At 43.0% G+C, this 18480-nt stretch carries 19 protein-coding genes; 7 read left to right on the top strand and 12 right to left on the bottom strand.

Annotation, left to right across the window (positions count from 1 at the left end; all coding sequences use genetic code 11):
• Positions 1–340: 340 nt before the first annotated feature.
• The 4 genes from VIM89_RS10075 to VIM89_RS10060 form a co-directional block, all read right to left on the bottom strand.
• On the bottom strand, positions 341–2002 hold the full coding sequence (locus tag VIM89_RS10075; protein ID WP_488156022.1) for an NAD(P)/FAD-dependent oxidoreductase: 1662 nt from the start codon (positions 2000–2002) through the stop codon (positions 341–343).
• A 155-nt stretch (positions 2003–2157) separates the two neighbouring features.
• The gene (locus VIM89_RS10070) at positions 2158–3558 is read right to left on the bottom strand and encodes an ATP-binding protein (protein WP_488156021.1); all 1401 of its coding nucleotides are present in this window, start codon (positions 3556–3558) and stop codon (positions 2158–2160) included.
• 72 nt (positions 3559–3630) lie between these two features.
• The gene (locus tag VIM89_RS10065) at positions 3631–4218 is read right to left on the bottom strand and encodes a TlpA family protein disulfide reductase (RefSeq protein ID WP_488156020.1); all 588 of its coding nucleotides are present in this window, start codon (positions 4216–4218) and stop codon (positions 3631–3633) included.
• 33 nt (positions 4219–4251) lie between these two features.
• Positions 4252–5250, bottom strand: coding sequence for a helix-turn-helix domain-containing protein (locus tag VIM89_RS10060; protein WP_488156019.1), 999 nt, complete (start codon positions 5248–5250; stop codon positions 4252–4254).
• 265 nt (positions 5251–5515) lie between these two features.
• Between VIM89_RS10060 and VIM89_RS10055 the strand changes: the two genes are divergently transcribed.
• Both VIM89_RS10055 and VIM89_RS10050 read left to right on the top strand, forming a co-directional pair.
• Positions 5516–6037: a hypothetical protein gene (locus VIM89_RS10055; RefSeq protein ID WP_488156018.1), complete on the top strand. Its 522-nt coding sequence runs from the start codon at positions 5516–5518 to the stop codon at positions 6035–6037.
• Positions 6038–6117: 80 nt separating this feature from the next.
• Complete coding sequence (locus VIM89_RS10050; RefSeq protein WP_488156017.1) at positions 6118–6576, top strand: hypothetical protein; 459 nt, start codon at positions 6118–6120, stop codon at positions 6574–6576.
• On the opposite strand, the gene VIM89_RS10045 is transcribed toward VIM89_RS10050, so the two are convergent.
• The 5 genes from VIM89_RS10045 to VIM89_RS10025 are packed head-to-tail and all read right to left on the bottom strand — an operon-like array spanning position 6563 to position 9582.
• Positions 6563–7210 (bottom strand): aquaporin, encoded by a 648-nt coding sequence (locus tag VIM89_RS10045; RefSeq protein WP_488156016.1) that lies wholly within the window; start codon positions 7208–7210, stop codon positions 6563–6565. The two genes, VIM89_RS10050 and VIM89_RS10045, sit on opposite strands and share 14 nt — an antisense overlap.
• Positions 7207–7626 carry an arsenate reductase ArsC gene (locus VIM89_RS10040; protein ID WP_488156015.1) on the bottom strand — a complete coding sequence of 140 codons (420 nt, stop codon included), beginning with the start codon at positions 7624–7626 and terminating at the stop codon, positions 7207–7209. Before VIM89_RS10040 ends, VIM89_RS10045 begins: the two co-directional genes overlap by 4 nt.
• Before the next feature lie 8 nt (positions 7627–7634).
• On the bottom strand, positions 7635–8339 hold the full coding sequence (locus VIM89_RS10035) for a glutamine amidotransferase-related protein (RefSeq protein WP_488156014.1): 705 nt from the start codon (positions 8337–8339) through the stop codon (positions 7635–7637).
• 21 nt (positions 8340–8360) lie between these two features.
• Complete coding sequence (locus VIM89_RS10030) at positions 8361–9206, bottom strand: arsenite methyltransferase (protein ID WP_488156013.1); 846 nt, start codon at positions 9204–9206, stop codon at positions 8361–8363.
• A gap of 46 nt (positions 9207–9252) precedes the next feature.
• On the bottom strand, positions 9253–9582 hold the full coding sequence (locus tag VIM89_RS10025; RefSeq protein WP_488156012.1) for an ArsR/SmtB family transcription factor: 330 nt from the start codon (positions 9580–9582) through the stop codon (positions 9253–9255).
• Positions 9583–9880: 298 nt separating this feature from the next.
• Here VIM89_RS10025 and VIM89_RS10020 point away from each other — a divergent pair, with 298 nt between their 5' ends.
• Positions 9881–11317 carry a sensor histidine kinase gene (locus VIM89_RS10020; RefSeq protein ID WP_488156011.1) on the top strand — a complete coding sequence of 479 codons (1437 nt, stop codon included), beginning with the start codon at positions 9881–9883 and terminating at the stop codon, positions 11315–11317.
• A 3-nt stretch (positions 11318–11320) separates the two neighbouring features.
• Here VIM89_RS10020 and VIM89_RS10015 read toward each other — a convergent pair whose 3' ends face one another.
• Positions 11321–11809, bottom strand: a complete 489-nt coding sequence (locus tag VIM89_RS10015; RefSeq protein ID WP_488156010.1) for a hypothetical protein — start codon at positions 11807–11809, stop codon at positions 11321–11323.
• A gap of 302 nt (positions 11810–12111) precedes the next feature.
• On the opposite strand from VIM89_RS10015, the gene VIM89_RS10010 reads away from it, so the two are divergent.
• Positions 12112–13674 carry a carboxylesterase/lipase family protein gene (locus VIM89_RS10010; RefSeq protein ID WP_488156009.1) on the top strand — a complete coding sequence of 521 codons (1563 nt, stop codon included), beginning with the start codon at positions 12112–12114 and terminating at the stop codon, positions 13672–13674.
• A 115-nt stretch (positions 13675–13789) separates the two neighbouring features.
• Here VIM89_RS10010 and VIM89_RS10005 read toward each other — a convergent pair whose 3' ends face one another.
• Together VIM89_RS10005 and VIM89_RS10000 are read right to left on the bottom strand one after the other, a co-directional pair.
• Positions 13790–13942: a hypothetical protein gene (locus VIM89_RS10005; protein ID WP_488156008.1), complete on the bottom strand. Its 153-nt coding sequence runs from the start codon at positions 13940–13942 to the stop codon at positions 13790–13792.
• Positions 13943–14164: 222 nt separating this feature from the next.
• Complete coding sequence (locus tag VIM89_RS10000) at positions 14165–14881, bottom strand: hypothetical protein (RefSeq protein WP_488156007.1); 717 nt, start codon at positions 14879–14881, stop codon at positions 14165–14167.
• A gap of 391 nt (positions 14882–15272) precedes the next feature.
• Here VIM89_RS10000 and VIM89_RS09995 point away from each other — a divergent pair, with 391 nt between their 5' ends.
• From VIM89_RS09995 to VIM89_RS09985, 3 genes are all read left to right on the top strand, one after another.
• Entirely contained in the window at positions 15273–16127 is an 855-nt protein-coding gene (locus VIM89_RS09995) for an N-acetylmuramoyl-L-alanine amidase family protein (protein ID WP_488156006.1), read from the top strand.
• A gap of 246 nt (positions 16128–16373) precedes the next feature.
• Entirely contained in the window at positions 16374–17477 is a 1104-nt protein-coding gene (locus VIM89_RS09990; protein ID WP_488156005.1) for a Gfo/Idh/MocA family oxidoreductase, read from the top strand.
• Position 17478: 1 nt separating this feature from the next.
• Positions 17479–18414: a DUF5996 family protein gene (locus VIM89_RS09985; RefSeq protein WP_488156004.1), complete on the top strand. Its 936-nt coding sequence runs from the start codon at positions 17479–17481 to the stop codon at positions 18412–18414.
• Positions 18415–18480: the final 66 nt, after the last annotated feature.

Raw genomic sequence — 18480 nt, 5'->3', positions numbered from 1 at the left:
GTAAAATAATAAAATTCTAAACAAAAAAAAGTGTCACCCTGAGCTTGTCGAAGGGTCGCGCGTAGAGGCCCTACCACAATGTCACTAAGTTAAGTAAATATCGTTTCAATTATGGCTTCATGTGGACTCACCCGAATGCGCTACGCTGTTCTGCCCTATCTTTTGCAAGCAAAAAAGAGGGCAGAAAAAATAAAAAATCCCTCTTTACGAAGTAGAGAGGGTGGTCGAGCGAAGCAATGACCGAGTGAGTCGACTGTGCGCCAAGCTTAACTTAATGATATTGTGCCTTACCCACCGTGCTTCGATAGGCTCAGCATTACACCCGGTTCATTTTATGTATTTACACCTCCGCCAAATACTTATGCACAAAGCTGATGGCCATTGAACCTTCGCCTACGGCGGATGCTACACGGTTCATCGCTCCGGCGCGAACATCGCCTGCGGCGAATATGCCGGGGCAGCTTGTTTCAAGTAAATATGGATCACGGTTAAGCTTCCATATTTTTTTGAAATTATCGTAGGCAGCCAGGTCGCGGCCGGTCTCGATAAACTCTTTATTGTTTTTGATTATGTCAAGCTTTATCCAATCGGTAAATGGTTTTGCTCCAATGAAAATGTACAATGCATTGGCATCATAATCCTTCTTTTCCTGGGTTTTTACATTAAGCAGCGTCAGCTTTTCGAGTTGGCCATTACCGCATGCTTGGCATACTTCTGTATTCGGAAGTACTTCGATATTTGGTGAGTTTTTGATCTGATCAATCAGGTATGCTGACATGGTTGCTGTCAGATCTTCACGGCGGATGATGATGAACACTTGTCGCGCAAATTTCGACAGGTACATTGCAGCTTGACCGGCAGAATTACCTCCACCGATAACAAACACATCTTTATCCTTGCAGGCGCTGGCTTCGGTTGTTGCGGCACCATAATAAACGCCCGCCCCTGTAAAATTATCCACTCCCTCTACTTCCAGTTTACGGTAATCAACCCCCGTAGTGATCACTACCGACCGGCTTATGATATGCGGGCCGTCATCAAGGATGATCTTTTTGTAGCCATCTTTTTCACGAATATCATTTACCGAATGTGGTGAAAGAAATTGTGCGCCTAGACGTGTAGCCTGGCTGATAGCGCGGCGGGTCAGATCAGCCCCGCTTAAACCTGCGGGAAACCCGAGATAGTTTTCGATACGTGAACTCGTTCCGGCCTGTCCGCCTGGTGCCCGGCGTTCTATGAGCAGAGTTTTCAGGCCTTCGGACGATCCATAAACGGCAGCTGCAAGTCCGGCAGGTCCTGCACCAATAATTACCACGTCATAAATGTCGTTTTGTATCTCGGGCTTTAAACCAGCTTTTTCGGCGATTTGCCGTATAGTAGGCTGACAAGCGCATTCACCGCTTTCAAAAACGATCACAGGCAGGGCTGTCCTGTCGAGATTATTTGATTCGAGTAACGATTTAGCCTCCGGGTTACTTTCAATATCGAACCAGCGGTAGGGGATAAGATTCCCCGCCAGGTAATCCTTTATCTCATGCGATTTTGGATTGTATTGATAACCAATGAGCTTGATGCCTTTAAAATCAGGTGTGTAATGGCTTTGCCAATCATCCAGCAGGTCACTGATCACCGGGTACAATTTTTCTTCTGGCGGGTTCCAGGGCTTGGTCAGATAATAATCCAACTGAACTACATTAATGGCCTTGATGGCTGCAACCGTATCTGAATAGGCTGTTAGCAGTACGCGTTTAGCATCGGGATAAAATTTGATGGCTTTTTGCAGAAAATCTACCCCTTCCATTTCAGGCATGCGCTGATCCACAAGGAACATCGCCACCGGATCGCCGGCATTTTTCATCTCGACAAGTGCTTCCAATGCCTCCTTTGCCGACGTAGTGCTGATGATCTTGTATTCAGAATTATATTGGGATTTCAGGTCACGGTTTATGGCACGCAATACCTGCGGATCGTCATCTATTGAAAATATTATGGGCTTGATCATGGTAGTGTTTCTTGGTTGTAAAAGTTGTAATGGTTACAAATGTTGAAAAAGTTGTATTAATCGCGATTGTTAGACTGATTGCACTGCTAAATGTTTCAATTACATTAACCACTTCAACCAATACAACTACTACAACCTTTTCAACCAAAACCCAATTATCCATCAATCGGGAAACATACTACAAACGCAGTATGCCCCGGTTCTGATATAACTTTGATGGATCCGTTATGCTGCTGAACTATGCGCTGCACCACTTCCAGACCCATGCCGGTACCTTTGCCCATCTCTTTTGTTGTAAAGAACGGATCAAAGATACGCGAACATATTTCTTCAGGTATACCCTGGCCGTCGTCGGCAATGGTTACCTGTACAAATTCTTTGTCCTTTTCTGTTTTAATGGTTAATGTCCCTTTTCCGTTGGGTTCCATGGCATCAATGGCGTTGTCTATCAGGTTGGTCCACACCTGGTTTAGTTCGCCTATTTGTGCCTTCACCGGTGGCAGGGTTTCGTCAAATTCCTTCACCAGAGTAATATTGCATTTTTTGATGCGGTAGATGAGCATTTGCAGGGTGTTTTTTATGCCGATGCGTATATCAGCATATTGCTTTTCCTGACCCTGGTCCATGTGGGTATAGGTTTTTACCGAATTAACCAGCGTGGCAATGCGGCGTGCAGATTCGCCTATATCCTGTACCATCCTGTCAGTAACCAGCAGGGTGTTCATCCAGTTAAATACCGGTTCGAGGTATTGTTCCGGAATATGTTTTCTGAACGATTGTACATCTTTAGGCTCAATCCCAAACTCTACGAAATTTTCTACCAGTTCCGGGTCATAATTCATATTCATTCCATCAAACAGGTCGGTAAGCTCATCTTCCTTATCTGCACGTTCACGGATAGTAAGATTGGTATCCTGCCGTCCTGTCAAAAAATGGAAAAATTCGTGAGTTACCGCATCAACCTGCTCAGGCTCCATCCGAATAGCGATCATCGACTTAAAGGTGTCGGGTTCCATTTGCAGGTGCTTCAACAATGATTCGGAATCACGCACAATGGCCGATGCCGGGTTGTTTAATTCATGTGTTAACCCTGCCGATAACTTTCCTAATGCCAGCATTTTTTCGTTTTGCTGTTGTAAAGCTGTGAATGTGCGGACCCGGTTGGTCATCACATGAACCAGTGCCTGTGTAAGGTCAAAATGGTGCCTGATCATTTCTTCGATCTTGCTGATCGGGAAAGTCATGATCTGGGTTATGCCAATGGTGCGCCCATAGCCGGTGCTCATTGTTGCCCGTGAATAGGGCATATAACCCGTGATGCTGCCGGGCTTAAAATCGCCCAATTCGCGCTTTACGCCACCAATAGGGACATATAAGCGCAGTTTGCCGCTAATGATAAAGTGTGTGCCTTTGATGGGTTGCCCCGGTTCAGCCAGCAATTCACCATCCGGATACTCGCGGCAATCACTTTGATCAATCAGCCATTGCAATTGGTCCTCAGGCACATCTACCAGTGCCTCAAATGTTTTAAATAATGCAGGTGTACATTCTACCATGCGTTAAAATTAGATAATTTTAACCAGAGGATGATGCAGAAAGCGTTAATAATGAAATTGGGATGAAGATTCTTATTGTTTTGTCAACCCTAATACGAATTTGGCAAATTCATCGCCATCATAGCTTGCTTTGCCTGCGTGATTGAACACTACCAGTCCGCTTTTATCTATTACCAATGTAGTAGGGATGGTACCGGAGTAGAAAGCAGTTGGCAAGCCATCCAGGTTGCCGCCATAAACAGGTATCCGGTATCCCTGGGTTTTCATAAAAGCTGACGAGTTGCTTAACCGGTTATCTACATCCACCGACAAAAAAACGATGTTCGGATCATTTTTTACTTTCAGATAAAAATCATTCACCGATGGCATTTCGGCGCGGCAAGGCGGGCACCATGTGGCCCAGAAGTTTATGAAAACCACTTTGCCTTTTTGTTGCTGCAGATCTATTGTTTTGCCATCAACGGTTTGTACAACCATCGCCGGGGCGGGCATTAGCTTTTCGCCGGGTTTTATGGTTGGTATTTTGGGATTATAAAAACCAAGCAACATTAAACCCATCATGGCCCAGGTGCGTACCCTTGTGCTGAAGATCAGTGCAATAGCAACAAGGGTCAGCGCGACCGTGGTAACGTCAGAAAAAGTGATTTTTTTGAGCCGCATAGATGGTATTTAAGCCATGCAATTTACACTCATCTATGATATGTTCGATATTTTGCTGTATATTTTTTGATGGAGGGTGTTAAAAAACATAGTCCGCTCCTTCTCGCCAACCCGGCTGATCTGGGCCGATTTACGGATGATGTTTTGCAGGTTGCGGAAGGTATAATCGCAAAAACTTTGGTCCTGTGTTGAGGTGAAATTCAGACCGTTATGATTCAGGCAGGTAATCTGGCGTTTATCGCTGTCTACAAAAATGGTATTGTCTCCGATAAGGCATTCATTTACAAAAATGTCATAAGAGGGGCTGTTAAATACAGGTTGATGACCATGCAGAACTTTTTTACCTGCTTCGGCTTGTAATTCGAGTTGGTTAAGCAGTTCGTCCAATTGCTCATATACTTTAATAAGAATGTGTTTATCGGCAAATACATTCGATTGCCGATAGAATTCTATTTGCCTTATAGTGCTGTGCACATTCTCCTCATTCCATATCTCGGTCGAGTTAATTTGATTGTAAAGGCTGATGATCTTTAGGGCCAGCTCAGCACTTTTTTCGTCTGTTTCTTCTCCCGTAAATTGCTGTTTGGATAGTTCGGGGTAGCCCATCAGCGTACGTTTCCAGAAAAAGAATTTAAATGCCCTTAACTCCGGAAAAGGCATGAAATGGAAGATGGGGATGTCCTTGTTGTAATAATATAAATGCGGATTGGAGAGTGACTGAAATAGTTCGAGATTATTCGCCACATCGGCCAAGTATTCATTAAACCCAAATGAAGCGTTATCTACCTTATTACCCGAAAAAATAACCGTGTTGGTTTGTATCAGCAATAATTGGTCGAGCGAGATATGGTACTTATTGCAGATTACCCGCAGTTCATCAAGCGCAATGGTCTTTTCACCCCGGATGCGACGGTAAGCGCTATCGTTGCTGATGTTAAGCAGTTCGGCGACTTCGTCAACCAGCGATAAATGCCCCGGCAGGCGTGTCCTGACGTGATTAAACAGCATAGTTTGTACATCACTGGTATTCATCAGTTAAACATTAGGGGATTTTGGTATTATTTACTAGCTGCCGGTTTATTTTTTTGCAGAAAATGCAGGTGCAACAAATAATAATTATTAAATATAGTAATTATTGCAAGTGAAATACAATACCTGTTATATATAATTATCTATTGCATAAAATGACATAAGTATCTGATTTAGTAGTTTTTGTAGCGTCAAAGCCTGCCGTAGCTTTATTCATAATATCAGCTGGTATAGAAACAATTATTTATTAACGCTAAAACTTATTATCATGAAAAAGCAATTATTTACACTATTATTTACAGCCGGAATTGCAATAAGCAGCTTCGCTCAATCAAAATCTGATTCATTATCATCGGCACACAAAGGCACCAAATTCAGCATCGGTGCAGACGCGGGGATACCTGTAGGAGATGCAAGCACAGGCTTTAACTTCGTACTTGGCGGTTCAGCCAAATTAGAGGTACCCACAAGCCCCTCGACCTACCTGACAGTAACAGCCGGGTACAGCGCCTTTTTTGTAAAAGGTTTTCTCAAAGACCTGGGCGCTCCCTCAACCTCTGGTTTTGTTCCTGTAAAGGCAGGGCTGAAAGTTTATACCGATAACTTCTTTGTTGAGGCACAAGCGGGTATTGTATGGTCTACAGAAAATGGTGGAGGACATGCATTTGCATGGTCTCCGGGTATTGGCTATACTTTTAATAATGGCTTTGAAGTTGGAGCACGCTATGAAGGCTGGTCAAACGGCGGTACCGTTGGACAGATCAGCGCAAGGCTAGCCTACAGGTTTTAACCGTAGGCATTTTAGCGGGAGGCCGGGGAATTGTCTCTCCGGTCTCTTTATTCATTATTGACTAACCTAAAAAATCACCAATGGAAAGAATAATCAAAGGAATAATGATACTCAGTGTGGTGTCATTATTCGGCTGCACACGGGTGCTGTATACACAAGATGAAGTACTGGGCCGGTATAAAACCCGTAATGATGTACAGAAAACATTCGGTATACCTACCGAAAAACGATTAAGCGATACTTCCGAACGCTGGCTTTACCGTTATGATATACACCATTCATCCAATCAGCATTCTGTTGAATTACACCATAATGCCCAAGCCATTACGGTAAATGATTTTAGTAAATATGACAGGTACCTAATATTCTCATTCGACAGAAATGACAATGTAGTACGATGCGATTATACCGGGGTCGATCTGACAGTGAAAAAGAAAGATACAGGGGCAACAATCGGGCTTGTTGTTGTTTGTACTGCTGCAGCACTGTTAATTGCAGCATCACTAACTCATATGACATTCAATTTTAATGGCTATTGATCTTCAGGAAATTGCAAATAGGAATGGCGGAGATCGCACCCAAAGAAGTTGCAGTCAAATAGATCCAAAGATGTTCAATATGACCTGATACTATAGCCGGGCCAAATGACCTTGCCGGATTCATGGACGCTCCACAAATTGGTCCGGCAAACATGGCCTCCAGTGCTACCACCGAACCAATAGCTAAACCTGCAAACATTCCACGCTCTTTACTGCCTTTTGCAACATTGATAATAACCAGCATCAGGAAGAAAGTGAGTATGAATTCCAAGATAAATGATTGGGAATTACTCCCTGCCGGGATAGTAGCACCCAAAAATTGGTTACCCGGGAATAAATATTTTAAGGTAAAACTTGCAAGTATAGCGCCAGATAGCTGACTGATTATGAACGGGAGTAACTCTTTTACCGGAAATGTTTTTGCTGCTGCAAAAGCAATGCTTACTGCAGGATTTAGATGCGCTCCTGAAATATCACCTAATGCATAGATCATGCTCATTACAATAAGCCCGAACGTAATGGCGACACCAACATGGGTAATACTTCCATGTGTTTCCTGGTCGATAATGATAGCACCTGTTCCGGCAAAAACTAAAGCATAAGTGCCTATAAATTCTGATAAATATTTCTTCATACGGGCAGATATTCAGCTACAAAGTCCTTGCTATAGACTTTTATCATATCGCGCACACGCCTGAATTCGTCCATTATGTGCTCAGGTGTGCCTTGTGCTTTTGCCGGATCGGGAAAGTTGTGATGAAAGCGCTGCATTTTGCCAGGGAAATAGGGACAGTTTTCGTTAGCATTATCGCAAACGGTGATGAGGAAATCAAAAGGGATATTGATATACTCGTCCACATTGTTTGAGGTGTGATGAGATATATCAATACCATCCTCGGCCATTACCAGTATGGCTTTAGGATTTACGCCGTGAGTTTCGATACCGGCGCTATAAACTTTGGCTTGGTCTCCGACGAAATATTGCAGATAGCCTTCGGCAATCTGGCTGCGGCAACTGTTGCCGGTGCATAATACCAGGATGTTTTTCATTTTATAATTTATTTAGCCATTACTGCCTGGAAAAAGGATGAGAGCAGGGGATGAGGACTTTCAACGGACGACCGGAATTGAGGCAGAAACAGGGTGATAATAAAGAAATCATTGTTTTTATATTCCATGATTTTTGCTTCCTTTTCATCATCACATCCGGATGTAATTAAGCCTGCCTCTGCAAAAAGTGGCGCCATATGCGTGCTGATACCATATGTACAATGAGATTCTTCCTGTATTACAGATGCGTTTTTATACACTGCGGCAGTCAAACTTCCCTTTACAGGCTCAAAGCTGATGGTACGCATCCCGGTGCTGCAATTGTTGAGCGGCTGAAGAAATGTTTCATTCATTGATAATTCAACGTCTTCGTAAGGGTGATGCACTGTATTAAGTTTGAAAAGGGATTGCCCAAACTCCAGGACAGCATAGCCAAAGCCGCTGCAGGTTCCCAAAAAGGGGATATTATGTGTCCGTGTATAATTAATACCGTTGATCACACCTTCTTTGCTTAGGTAAGGGCCTGACCCGGCAATAATGCCCTGAAATCCTGACAATACCCTCCCGGGGTTTTCAATCAAATTTTCCGTGAGTATCCATTCAAAAGTAAAATCAAGTTTAGTCTGGAATTCCCTGAAACAATCGTTCATCCTGCGGTGCGGCCCGTAGTTTTCGTTCGGATTTCCAAGTATGGCTACGCGATGGTTTGGCATGGTCGGTTTTGTCAGGGTTTATCAGCTGCAGCAGCCGAGTTCGCAGCACGCTTTTGGTGCTGATGGTTTTTCGCCATAAACAGTGATACTAAAAATACCGGCGCCACTGTTTTGAAACTTAACAAGTTCTTCTTCACTCATATGCTCCTTTAAAATATCAGCCGGCAAAGTGATCACCTTTTCTTTCTGGATGTTGATGTTTTCAAAACCATTTTGGCGGATGAGTTCAAGATAAACTTCTTTTTGGATAGCGCCGGATACACAGCCAGAATACATTTCCGCGCTTTTCCGTAATTCATCAGGAAGGGTACCGATCAATACAATATCCGAAATGCTAAAATGGCCGCCCGGTTTTAATACCCGGTAAATATCTTTGATCACCGCGTTTTTATTCGGAACCAGATTGAGCACACAATTGCTAACTATAACATCAGCAATATTTGCAGTTACCGGCATGTTCTCAATATCGCCAAAGCGGAACTCAACATTGTTAAAGCCAAGCTTTTCTGCATTTTCCCGCGCTTTGTTGATCATAGCTTCGGTAAAATCGATCCCGATCACTTTTCCGCTTTCACCTGTTTCGGCTCGTGCGATAAAACAATCGTTGCCTGCGCCGGAACCCAGGTCGATCACTACATCGCCTTTTTTGATCTTTGCAAATTGTGTGGGTAAGCCACAGCCTAAACCTAGGTCGGCGCTGGCGTTATAGCCTGCCAATTGCGTATAATCATCACTCATGATGTTATATACTTCTGTTGAACAGCAGCCTGAACCGCAGCATGATGCCTGGTTGGTCGCTTTATCCTGTAAAGCGATCTCGCTGTATTTTTGTCTAACCAGCTCCTTTAATTCTTGTTCGTTATTCATGGTCTTAGTTAATTGTAATATTGCGATTGATAGAAATAAATTTTTTTTAGCAGCATTTGCCGATATCCGTATAGGACGCGAAAAATGTATTAAGGTCTTTATGCAATAACTCCCACGCTTTAGGCTCAATGCAATAACAAACGCTTACACCTTCAATCGTCCCCTGTATTAATCCTGCATTTTTCAATTCCTTTAAATGCTGGGATATGGTTGCCTGCGCTAATCCCAGTTCTTCCACAATGCTGCCGCAAACGCAGGCGTTGGTTTTGATCAGGTGCTGCAGTATCGCTATCCGGGCAGGATGGGCCAGGGCCTTGATCATGGTAGCCAGGCGGTTTTGCTCGGTGGTGAAAATTTCTGTTTTTGTAAGTCCCATTTAATCGCAATATTACGATTGATTTGTGAAAATACAAAAGTTTTTTTTCACAATCATCGAAAACAATATTTACCTAAGATGCAACAAAACTTAAGCTTGCTGAGTATAAATTAACCATCTCCGGTAACACATTTTTTGTTTTGGAGGGTTTTATCTAAAGGAATACGTACTCAATATGCTGCTGATACTTAGGGCTTTTGCTTATAATATTACTTTTTTGCCGAACCTTACTTGTTCCAGAAAATATAATAACCCGGACGCTTATAATGTTTCGTAATAATTAATATTTGTTACTGGTTTGAGAGGCAAAATAATAGATACCATTAATGGCCTGCTTTTGTTCAGAAAGCGGACATCGCTGATTTTATTATTGGTGATGAGCCTTGCCGCTGCCGGAATAATTGTCGTCAATATATACTCAGTAAAAATACTTTCCGGTGCCAGGGCCTATGTTAATGGTGAATCGGAATACTCCAAAGGTCAGAAAGACGCTTCAGCTTATTTGATCAATTATATCTCCCTCCATAACAAAGCTGATTATTTTGCATTCAAAAACTCCATAGCCATACCAAAAGGCGATCATGTTGCACGTGTAGGTTTAACAACACCTCCTATTGACTACAAGGCCGTAAAAGAAGGGCTGCTAGCCGGTAAAAATCACCCGGAAGATATTGATAATATGATATGGCTGTTCGAGACCTTTAAAAACGTAGACATGTTTAAAAAGGCTGTAGAGATCTGGACAGAAGGGGACGAGATGATCTATGACCTGGATCAGATCGGCGCATCAGCACATGACCAGATTGTAAAAGGAACCATGTCTGAAGATGAAAAGCACGCAATGATAACTGCGATCAATAAAAACTCGGCGGCACTCACTACCAAAGAAGAAGCGTTTTCCGAAACGTTAGGAAACATCAGCCGGCAGATCAATACTGAAGTTCTTGTTGCCAATGTGCTTATTACATTGATCATCGTGCTCTGTTCTTTGACATCGGCAGCTATTATGATCCGCAACCTGTCAAAATCGCAAAAGAAAATAATCGAGCAAAACGAGAGGTTGCAATTAATCAATGCCGGCCTCGATAAATTCGTGTTTAATGTAACGCATGATTTGCGATCTCCCCTGGCATCCATCATGGGATTAATTAATTTGATGGATGATGAAACCGACCCGGAGCAAATAAGAGAGTACATCATAATGATTAAGGAAAGCCTTGAGCGGCAGGACAGGTTCATTAATGAAATGTTGACCTTCATTAAGAGCAAGCATACGGGGGTAAACAAGACCGAGTGCAGCCTGAGCAGTATTGTAGATAATGTGATCGCACAAAACAGTCATCATAATGGTGGTAAACGTGTACATTTTTATAAGGAACTGGAACTTACACAAATACAAAGTGACGCCCTTAAGCTGCAGGTGATTCTGAACAATCTGGTATCAAACTCCATTAAATATAGTGATGCCAAAAAGCCTGAACAATGGGTAAAAGTAAAGTCTTACCGTCATGATAAAGAGGTAGTGATAGAGGTTGAGGATAATGGCCTGGGTATCCGCCCGAAAGACCAGGACCGTATATTTGATAAATTCTACATGTCGGGCGATAACAAGAAAAGCTCAGGTATCGGGCTTTACCTGGTTAAAGATGCCGTAACACAACTGGATGGCAAAATAGAGGTGCGTTCTGAACTGGGCGTATGCAGTAAATTCAGGGTTATTATTCCTTTCTCCTGATTATTAAGCCGCTTTTGAATGTGCCTGAGAATTTATCCCGTTGCCTTTATTGATCAGCTTTAGAGTAATCACACTTTTTACTATCAGCAGTGCAGTTATGATATATACATTGAATAATACACTCGCGTCCACTATTATATTGACAATGTGTGTGTTATTCCAGATCAGCACTATTAATATCTGCAGGGGCCATATCAGGTAATCAACAATAATAGAGAGGATCAATTGTCTGGCCGTGCGGCGATGGTAAAGATCAAGCAGAAAACGATTGGCCAAATAACAGAAAATAACATAAATGAGCAGAAGCATATAAAGCTGCGTGGTAAAATTACTATTATCCTCATAACGCACTTTACTTATTTTAAGCAGGAACCCATGTAACCAATACGTGGTAGTAGTATATAGTATAAACCAGTAGAACGCGGCAACACCTATTAACTGCAATAAATAATTCAATATAGTAGAAGCAATGCTGTTGCGGTTATTTTCCATGATTTAAAATTGGTTCTGTAGAAATTCAGGCACCAAACTAATGAATATTTGGGAAATAATATAGTTGAATTGGTTGTAGTAGTTGTAAAAGTTGTAATGGTTGTAGATGTTGAAAAAAGTCATATCCGGGAGTATATACTTTAACCCCTTCAACCATTAGAACGTTTCTAACCATCGCTTAACCACTTCAACTAATACAACTTCTACAACCTTTACAACCTCTCCAAACTCCATTTTGATTTCTCCCAAACAAACATTACATTGCGTCAAATAGACACAAGCCAATTATTTATTCCCTGCTTATGAAGAAACAATTAAAAATTGCTTTGGGCGCAGCTATGCTTGCGGCGTCTGTTATCTCTTATTCTTTCATCGTAAATAAAGCTAATTTTTTGGCGGTAGTGCCTACCGAAGCAGGCTTGGTTTCAGGTGTTAAAACCGGCGAGATAACAGCTTATAAAGGCATTCCGTTTGCCGCGCCGCCGGTAGGCAACTTGAGATGGAAAGCGCCTCAGCCTGTGAAACATTGGGACGGTGTGAGGAAATGTATTGCATTCAGCGCTAGTCCTATGCAAACTAAGCCAACGCCATTTATGGTGTATACATCAGAGTTTTTGATACCGGAATCTCCTATAAGCGAGGATTGCCTGTACCTGAATGTGTGGACCGGCGCTAAAACCAAAGCAGATAAGCGACCAGTGTTTGTGTGGATTTACGGCGGAGGATTTACCAGCGGCGGCAGCGCATGCCCGATATATGATGGCGAGGCGATGGCGAAAAAAGGCATCGTAATGGTGTCGATAAATTACAGGGTTGGGGCATTTGGATTCCTTGCACATCCTGAATTGACAAAGGAGGCTAACGGTAAAGCATCAGGCAATTATGCTTTACTCGACCAGATAGCAGCATTGAAATGGGTGAAAAGAAATATAGCAGCTTTTGGTGGCGATCCGAATAATGTAACCATCGGCGGACAGTCGGCAGGTTCTATGAGCGTGAATTGCCTGGTGGCCTCGCCATTAACAAAAGGTTTGTTTAACAGGGCAATAGCCGAGAGCGGATCATTGGTAGTAAATAATCCATTGCTGGGAACCAATACGTTAAAGACTGCAGAAGAGAGCGGTGAAAAACTGGCCGAAAAAGCAGGGGCGAAAACCTTGGCCGAAATGAGGGCTATGCCTGCAGAGGAAGTATTGAAAAAGTTCCAGGGACATTTTGCTCCGATAGTGGATGGCTATGTGTTGCCTGAGTCCGTCCCTGAAATTTTTGCTGCCAATAAACAAAACCATGTGGCCCTGATAACAGGCTGGAACGATGATGAATTTGGGGGACAAAACAAGAGTAAAGAAGATTTTAAAAAATGGGCCGAAACACAATACGGCGCTGATGCCGAAACCTTTTTAAAATATTTTCCTGCCGGAACGGACGAACAAGCTAAAGACTCGCAAGATAAGCTTGCTCGCGACCAGATTTTTGCTGTAGCCGGATTTAAATGGGCAGCACTGCAAAGCAAATATGCTAATTCACCTGTTTATGTCTATAATTTCGACCGTAAAGTGCCTGCGGAGGGCGATATGAAAAAGTATGGCGCTTTCCACACGGCTGAAGTACCTTATATGTTTGATAACCTGAAGTTTTTAAATAACCGGCCTTTTGAACCCGCCGATAAGGAATTGGCTAAAACCATGTCAGGCTATTGGGTGAACTTTATTAAAACAGGTAACCCCAACGGAGCCGGGTTACCCGAATGGCCAAAGTACAATACGACAGGCTATAAGATAAAAGCTTTCAACGCAAAATCAACTACCGAAACCCTGCCTGACAAAGACGGGCTGGCATTTTTGTTATCGAAAACTGAAAAGTAAGAGTTTGAAAAACCGGATGATTTAACCGAAGATTTATAATTAACAGAGGGCCCGAAAAGGGCCCTTCTATTTTAATTTTTATAAGATCTCAGGTTTAAAAGTTCAATTGATATAATTATTTCCAGAGGTGAAATACCATGGAAACCGCTGTGATACAAATACCAACGGAAATTGCCGTTACGCCAATAACTGACCATACAACAACGAAATGTTCTCTCTGTGGCTCGCCTGCAACCACCTCTTCAAAGGATTGTTTAATTTTTCTCATGGGGTAATAATTTATAATCGTGATTATCAAGGCAATAAGAGTGCCATTGCTGTTTAGGTTGTTTTTGCAAAGTGCAAAGGATGAGGTGTTTAATAAATTCCCCAATTTGGGTAACGGGAATTTTACACATGGAAAAATTCTCCTCTATTGGGGATTCTGACCAATAAAAAACGGCAGGTGGGGGAGTCCTGCCGTTAGCCATAATTCAGTTAGCTGTTTTTATTAAAATCTTCGGTGAGGCCTGCATTGGAACCACCCGCACAAGGTGATATTGGCCCTCATTTTATAGTATAACCAAATGTTTGATTTGTCGCTGATGATGATGGAGCCATTGGTTAATTTGGCTTTATTCAGATCGTCAGCAGTAATACCTTTGGTTACCCTGTCCAGTTGCATTGATAGCAGGGCAGTATAGTCGGTAGTGCCGTTAACGTCGATGCTATCAGCTTTAACCTGTACAATGGCGTTATTATCAAGGTCAAATTCAATAGGTACTGTTTTCGAACTATCGGTTGTGAAGGTGCCGGTTAATTTTAATGGTAAAATAGTATCCTGTTTTTCCAAATAAGCGGTTATTGATATTTTTTTGTAAATCCCTGTATCCAAAGTGATATAGGTTTGCAATGGTGTAAGTGCGAAAAGGTCTACGCTGGTTAAATTGTTTGAGAAAACATTGATGGTAACCTTGCTTCTTTGAGCAACAAACGCGAATTTTCCCACATTGGCGGTACCTGCTGTCCATGTTAGCCCCGTAATGGACGAAGTAGAATCGGATGGTAAATTGGCAAGATTGGCGTTACTTGCCTGTAACTGAAATGCTAATTTTGAACTGCCCGTGGCTGCGGGCGCAACATTACTTTTGTTGTTTTTCTGACATGCAGCCAGTGATATTATTGCTAATACCACCGTCGCAAAAATGCTGGTTCTGACTGTTTTCATGGTTTTTAAGTTAGTTATTGTAACGGGTATTTTACATTGTATGTAAATGTACAGCACACGATAAAAAATGTTTTGAAATATTATTCACATTTCGTTAAAAGAAAGTGTTAAAATCTTAGTTTGAAATTCAGCCCGAGAAATTATATATAACTAATTGATGGATAGTGATTTGATTGTTGAACTTCAAGAGGGGTAAAAAAACGGCAGGGGCCACTATGAACCACAATAAACCTCTCACCCCTGCCGCCTAATTAATGACAGTGTTGCCATTAGCGTTCAACCATAGTAATTACGATTTTAGTTTACATGCGGTTGCCCGGAATTAATTATTTTTTTAATAAAACATAATGACTATAAAGCGCTTATTGATTAAAATTGCACCTAAATTGGTATGACGAAACAACGCTGTGCTGTCCGCAAAATATTTCCGCTTTTAAGTTTTATCATCGCTATAGCAATCTGTCAACCGGCTTTTTCACAGCAGGTTAAAAAGAAACATCACCATAAAAAGGCTGCCACTGCAAATACCGATCTGCCGGCTTTTAAATTCAGAACAATTATTATTGATCCCGGGCATGGGGGAAAAGACCCCGGCGCACATGGCGCTTATTCTAAAGAGAAGAATGTAACGCTGGCTATAGCCAAGAAGCTGCGTAATGCATTAAATGAGCAGATGCCGTCATTGAACACGGTGATGACCCGCACGACTGACGAGTTTATCGAGTTACACCGCCGTGATGCTATTGCGAGCGAGAATAAAGGCAACCTGTTTATTTCTATTCACTGTAACTCCTCGCCGGAAAAGGTAAGTCCGGACCGCGGCGTGCTGATACTCGTGTACGGTTACCACCGGGCCGGTGAGCAATTGGAAGCACTGCGCGAAAATGCATCCATATTTATTGAGAAGGATTATCAATCCAAATACAGTGGCTATGGCAAGAACAGCGCTATTAATACCATTGTGCTAAGCAACTTTCAGCAGAAATACCGTAAGGAGTGTATTCATTTTGGCGACCTGGTGAACCATGAGTTCAAGAAAGTGGATGGCCGTCATAGCCTGGGCGTACGCGAACAGGGCGTACTGGTACTGCAGCAAAGCGCCATGCCTGCGGTGCTGATTGAAACCGGGTATATCAATAACCCTAAGGATGAGGCTTACCTTAACTCTGCTGAGGGGCAATCTGAGATTGTGCAGTCTATTATCCGGGCACTTAAGAAGTACCGCGAGAGTTTGCAGCAGAAGTGATAAAAAAATCATGTCATTTCGACGAACATGCATAGGCTGAGTCAGGGAGTGAGGAGAAATCTTTTACGTCTTGCAAAGCTAATATGAAGGTCGTATAAGATTTCTCTTCGCTCCCAAAACACCGTCCCGGGCCGCTCATCGAAATGACATTTATCTTTATGGCCAAATTTTTTCCTCGACCATAGCTGACAATTTGCAGCTTTAGCTGTTATCTTTACTTACAGTAAACCTGGTAATTAATTTCTTATGAAAACGCAGAACAACTTCTCGCGCCGCGATTTTTTGAAAAGCGGTATGATCGGTGCCGGGGCACTGGCATTGGGTAATCCTCTCAATCTTTTTGCTGCCAGGCCGGTGAAAAAGCTGGGCATTGCATTGGTGGGTTTAGGCGGCTACAGTACAGGGCAATTGGCACCTGCGTTGCAGCATACCGATAATTGTTACCTGGCGGGAATTGTTACCGGTCACCCGGCAAAGGCTGAGGCCTGGAAAAAACAATACAATATCCCGGATAAGAACATTTATAATTACCAGACCTTTGATGAGATAGCGCATAACCCGGATATCGACATTCTTTATGTGGTGCTGCCGGTTTTTATGCATAAAGAATATACGATCCGCGCAGCACAGGCGGGTAAGCATGTGATCTGCGAAAAGCCGATGGCAATGAACGCGAAGGAGTGCGAGGAGATGATAGCTGCCTGCAAAAAGGCAAACCGCCTGCTTTCGATAGGTTACCGCTTGCATTTTGAGCCGCATACGATGGAGTTTATGCGCCTGGGCCAAAAGCAGGTTTATGGAAAAATAACGAAAATAGATACAGGCAATGGCTTTACTTATCGCGGCGATCCAAATGCCTGGCGGCTGAAAAAAGCAATGGCCGGTGGAGGCGGATTGTTCGATATGGGAATTTACTCCATACAGGGGACGCGGTACGCATTAGGGCATGAGCCAATTGCAGTTAAAGCAACGCAAGAGAAAACGCGTCCTGACTTTTTTAAGGAAGTAGATGAAACAGTGTTCTGGGAATTGGAATTTCCGGGCGGATTTATGACCACAGGCAAATCAAGCTATAACCACGACTGGAGCTATATCCATGTAGAGGCTGAGCGGGGTAAATTTGGATTAGAACCCGCTTTTGGTTATGGGGCCATAGAAGGCTATACATCCAAAGGGCCGATGAATATACCGCAGGTGATTCATCAGGCTAAGCAAATGGATGATTTTGCTACTTGTGTATGGCAGAACAAACAATCGCGCGTGCCGGGCGAGGAGGGGTTGAAGGATATGAAGGTGGTGGATGCCATTTACCGCAGTTTGGATTCGGGGAAGAAGGAAAGGATCGTGTAAGATGATTGAACAAACAAAATTAGCCTGGCCGGACCTGGCTTTTGAAAACTGGAAGGACACACTGGCTACTGTTCATTTGTGGACGCAAATCGTCGGGAAAATCCGGCTGAGAAAAACGCCCTGGCTTAATCATTCCTGGCATGTGACGCTGTATGTTAGCGCCAATGGGTTAACTACTCATGGCATTCCCTACGAAAATGGTTTATTCCAGCTGGATTTTGATTTCATTCATCATGTACTGCATATCGCCACCAGTGAAGGTAATATGGCAAAAATTGATCTTTATCCCCGTTCAGTTGCCAGTTTTTACAGAGAGCTATTTGATAAGCTTCAAAGTGTGGAGATTGATGCTTATATCTATGCTACACCAAATGAAATAGATCCGGCTATTCCTTTTGATGAAGATGAAACCCATTGTTCGTATGATGCGGAAAAAATACATGACTTTTACCACGCATTGGTGAAAATTCATAATGTGTTTACAAAATTCAGGGCAAGGTTTACAGGCAAATGCAGTCCGGTACATTTTTTTTGGGGTGCATTTGATATGGCGGTTACCCGCTTTTCGGGAAGGCCGGCACCTGTACATCCGGGCGGCGCTCCGAATATCCCGCTGGCAGTGATGCAGGAAGCTTATTCGCACGAAGTAAGTTCCTGCGGTTTCTGGCCCGGCAGCGAGCAGTTTCCGCACCCAATATTTTACTCGTATTGCTATCCTACACCCGCAGATTTTAGCCAACAACCGGTGCAACCCAATGAGGCATTCTTTAGTGCCGAAATGGGCGAGTTTATGTTGTTATATGAAGTTGTTCAACGGTCGGACAATCCCGAGGACATGTTAATGCAGTTTCTGCAATCAACTTACGAAGCGGCGGCTAATACAGGTCATTGGGATAGGAAGTCATTAGAGTGTGATTTTTCAAGGTTCGAGAAATGACAAACGAACCCATAAACCCAAACGGATGTCACACTGAGCCCGGTCGAAGTGGGGTGCGGTATGGCC

The sequence above is a fragment of the Mucilaginibacter sp. genome (genome assembly GCF_036568825.1).
Lineage (GTDB): Bacteria > Bacteroidota > Bacteroidia > Sphingobacteriales > Sphingobacteriaceae > Mucilaginibacter.
Note: the sequence above shows the minus strand (reverse complement) of the source record. Positions and strands in the feature narration are given on the sequence as shown.

Excerpts from the sequence above, each read along its gene's own strand:
- VIM89_RS10005 (WP_488156008.1), bottom strand. The coding sequence starts at position 13,942 with ATGAGAAAAATTAAACAATCCTTTGAAGAGGTGGTTGCAGGCGAGCCA.
- VIM89_RS10030 (WP_488156013.1), bottom strand. The coding sequence starts at position 9,206 with ATGAATAACGAACAAGAATTAAAGGAGCTGGTTAGACAAAAATACAGC.
- VIM89_RS10065 (WP_488156020.1), bottom strand. The coding sequence starts at position 4,218 with ATGCGGCTCAAAAAAATCACTTTTTCTGACGTTACCACGGTCGCGCTG.
- VIM89_RS10040 (WP_488156015.1), bottom strand. The coding sequence starts at position 7,626 with ATGAAAAACATCCTGGTATTATGCACCGGCAACAGTTGCCGCAGCCAG.
- VIM89_RS10015 (WP_488156010.1), bottom strand. The coding sequence starts at position 11,809 with ATGGAAAATAACCGCAACAGCATTGCTTCTACTATATTGAATTATTTA.
- VIM89_RS10035 (WP_488156014.1), bottom strand. The coding sequence starts at position 8,339 with ATGCCAAACCATCGCGTAGCCATACTTGGAAATCCGAACGAAAACTAC.
- VIM89_RS10000 (WP_488156007.1), bottom strand. The coding sequence starts at position 14,881 with ATGAAAACAGTCAGAACCAGCATTTTTGCGACGGTGGTATTAGCAATA.
- VIM89_RS10060 (WP_488156019.1), bottom strand. The coding sequence starts at position 5,250 with ATGAATACCAGTGATGTACAAACTATGCTGTTTAATCACGTCAGGACA.
- VIM89_RS09995 (WP_488156006.1), top strand. The coding sequence starts at position 15,273 with ATGACGAAACAACGCTGTGCTGTCCGCAAAATATTTCCGCTTTTAAGT.
- VIM89_RS10075 (WP_488156022.1), bottom strand. The coding sequence starts at position 2,002 with ATGATCAAGCCCATAATATTTTCAATAGATGACGATCCGCAGGTATTG.
- VIM89_RS10025 (WP_488156012.1), bottom strand. The coding sequence starts at position 9,582 with ATGGGACTTACAAAAACAGAAATTTTCACCACCGAGCAAAACCGCCTG.
- VIM89_RS10045 (WP_488156016.1), bottom strand. The coding sequence starts at position 7,210 with ATGAAGAAATATTTATCAGAATTTATAGGCACTTATGCTTTAGTTTTT.
- VIM89_RS10055 (WP_488156018.1), top strand. The coding sequence starts at position 5,516 with ATGAAAAAGCAATTATTTACACTATTATTTACAGCCGGAATTGCAATA.
- VIM89_RS09990 (WP_488156005.1), top strand. The coding sequence starts at position 16,374 with ATGAAAACGCAGAACAACTTCTCGCGCCGCGATTTTTTGAAAAGCGGT.
- VIM89_RS10070 (WP_488156021.1), bottom strand. The coding sequence starts at position 3,558 with ATGGTAGAATGTACACCTGCATTATTTAAAACATTTGAGGCACTGGTA.
- VIM89_RS10010 (WP_488156009.1), top strand. The coding sequence starts at position 12,112 with ATGAAGAAACAATTAAAAATTGCTTTGGGCGCAGCTATGCTTGCGGCG.
- VIM89_RS09985 (WP_488156004.1), top strand. The coding sequence starts at position 17,479 with ATGATTGAACAAACAAAATTAGCCTGGCCGGACCTGGCTTTTGAAAAC.
- VIM89_RS10050 (WP_488156017.1), top strand. The coding sequence starts at position 6,118 with ATGGAAAGAATAATCAAAGGAATAATGATACTCAGTGTGGTGTCATTA.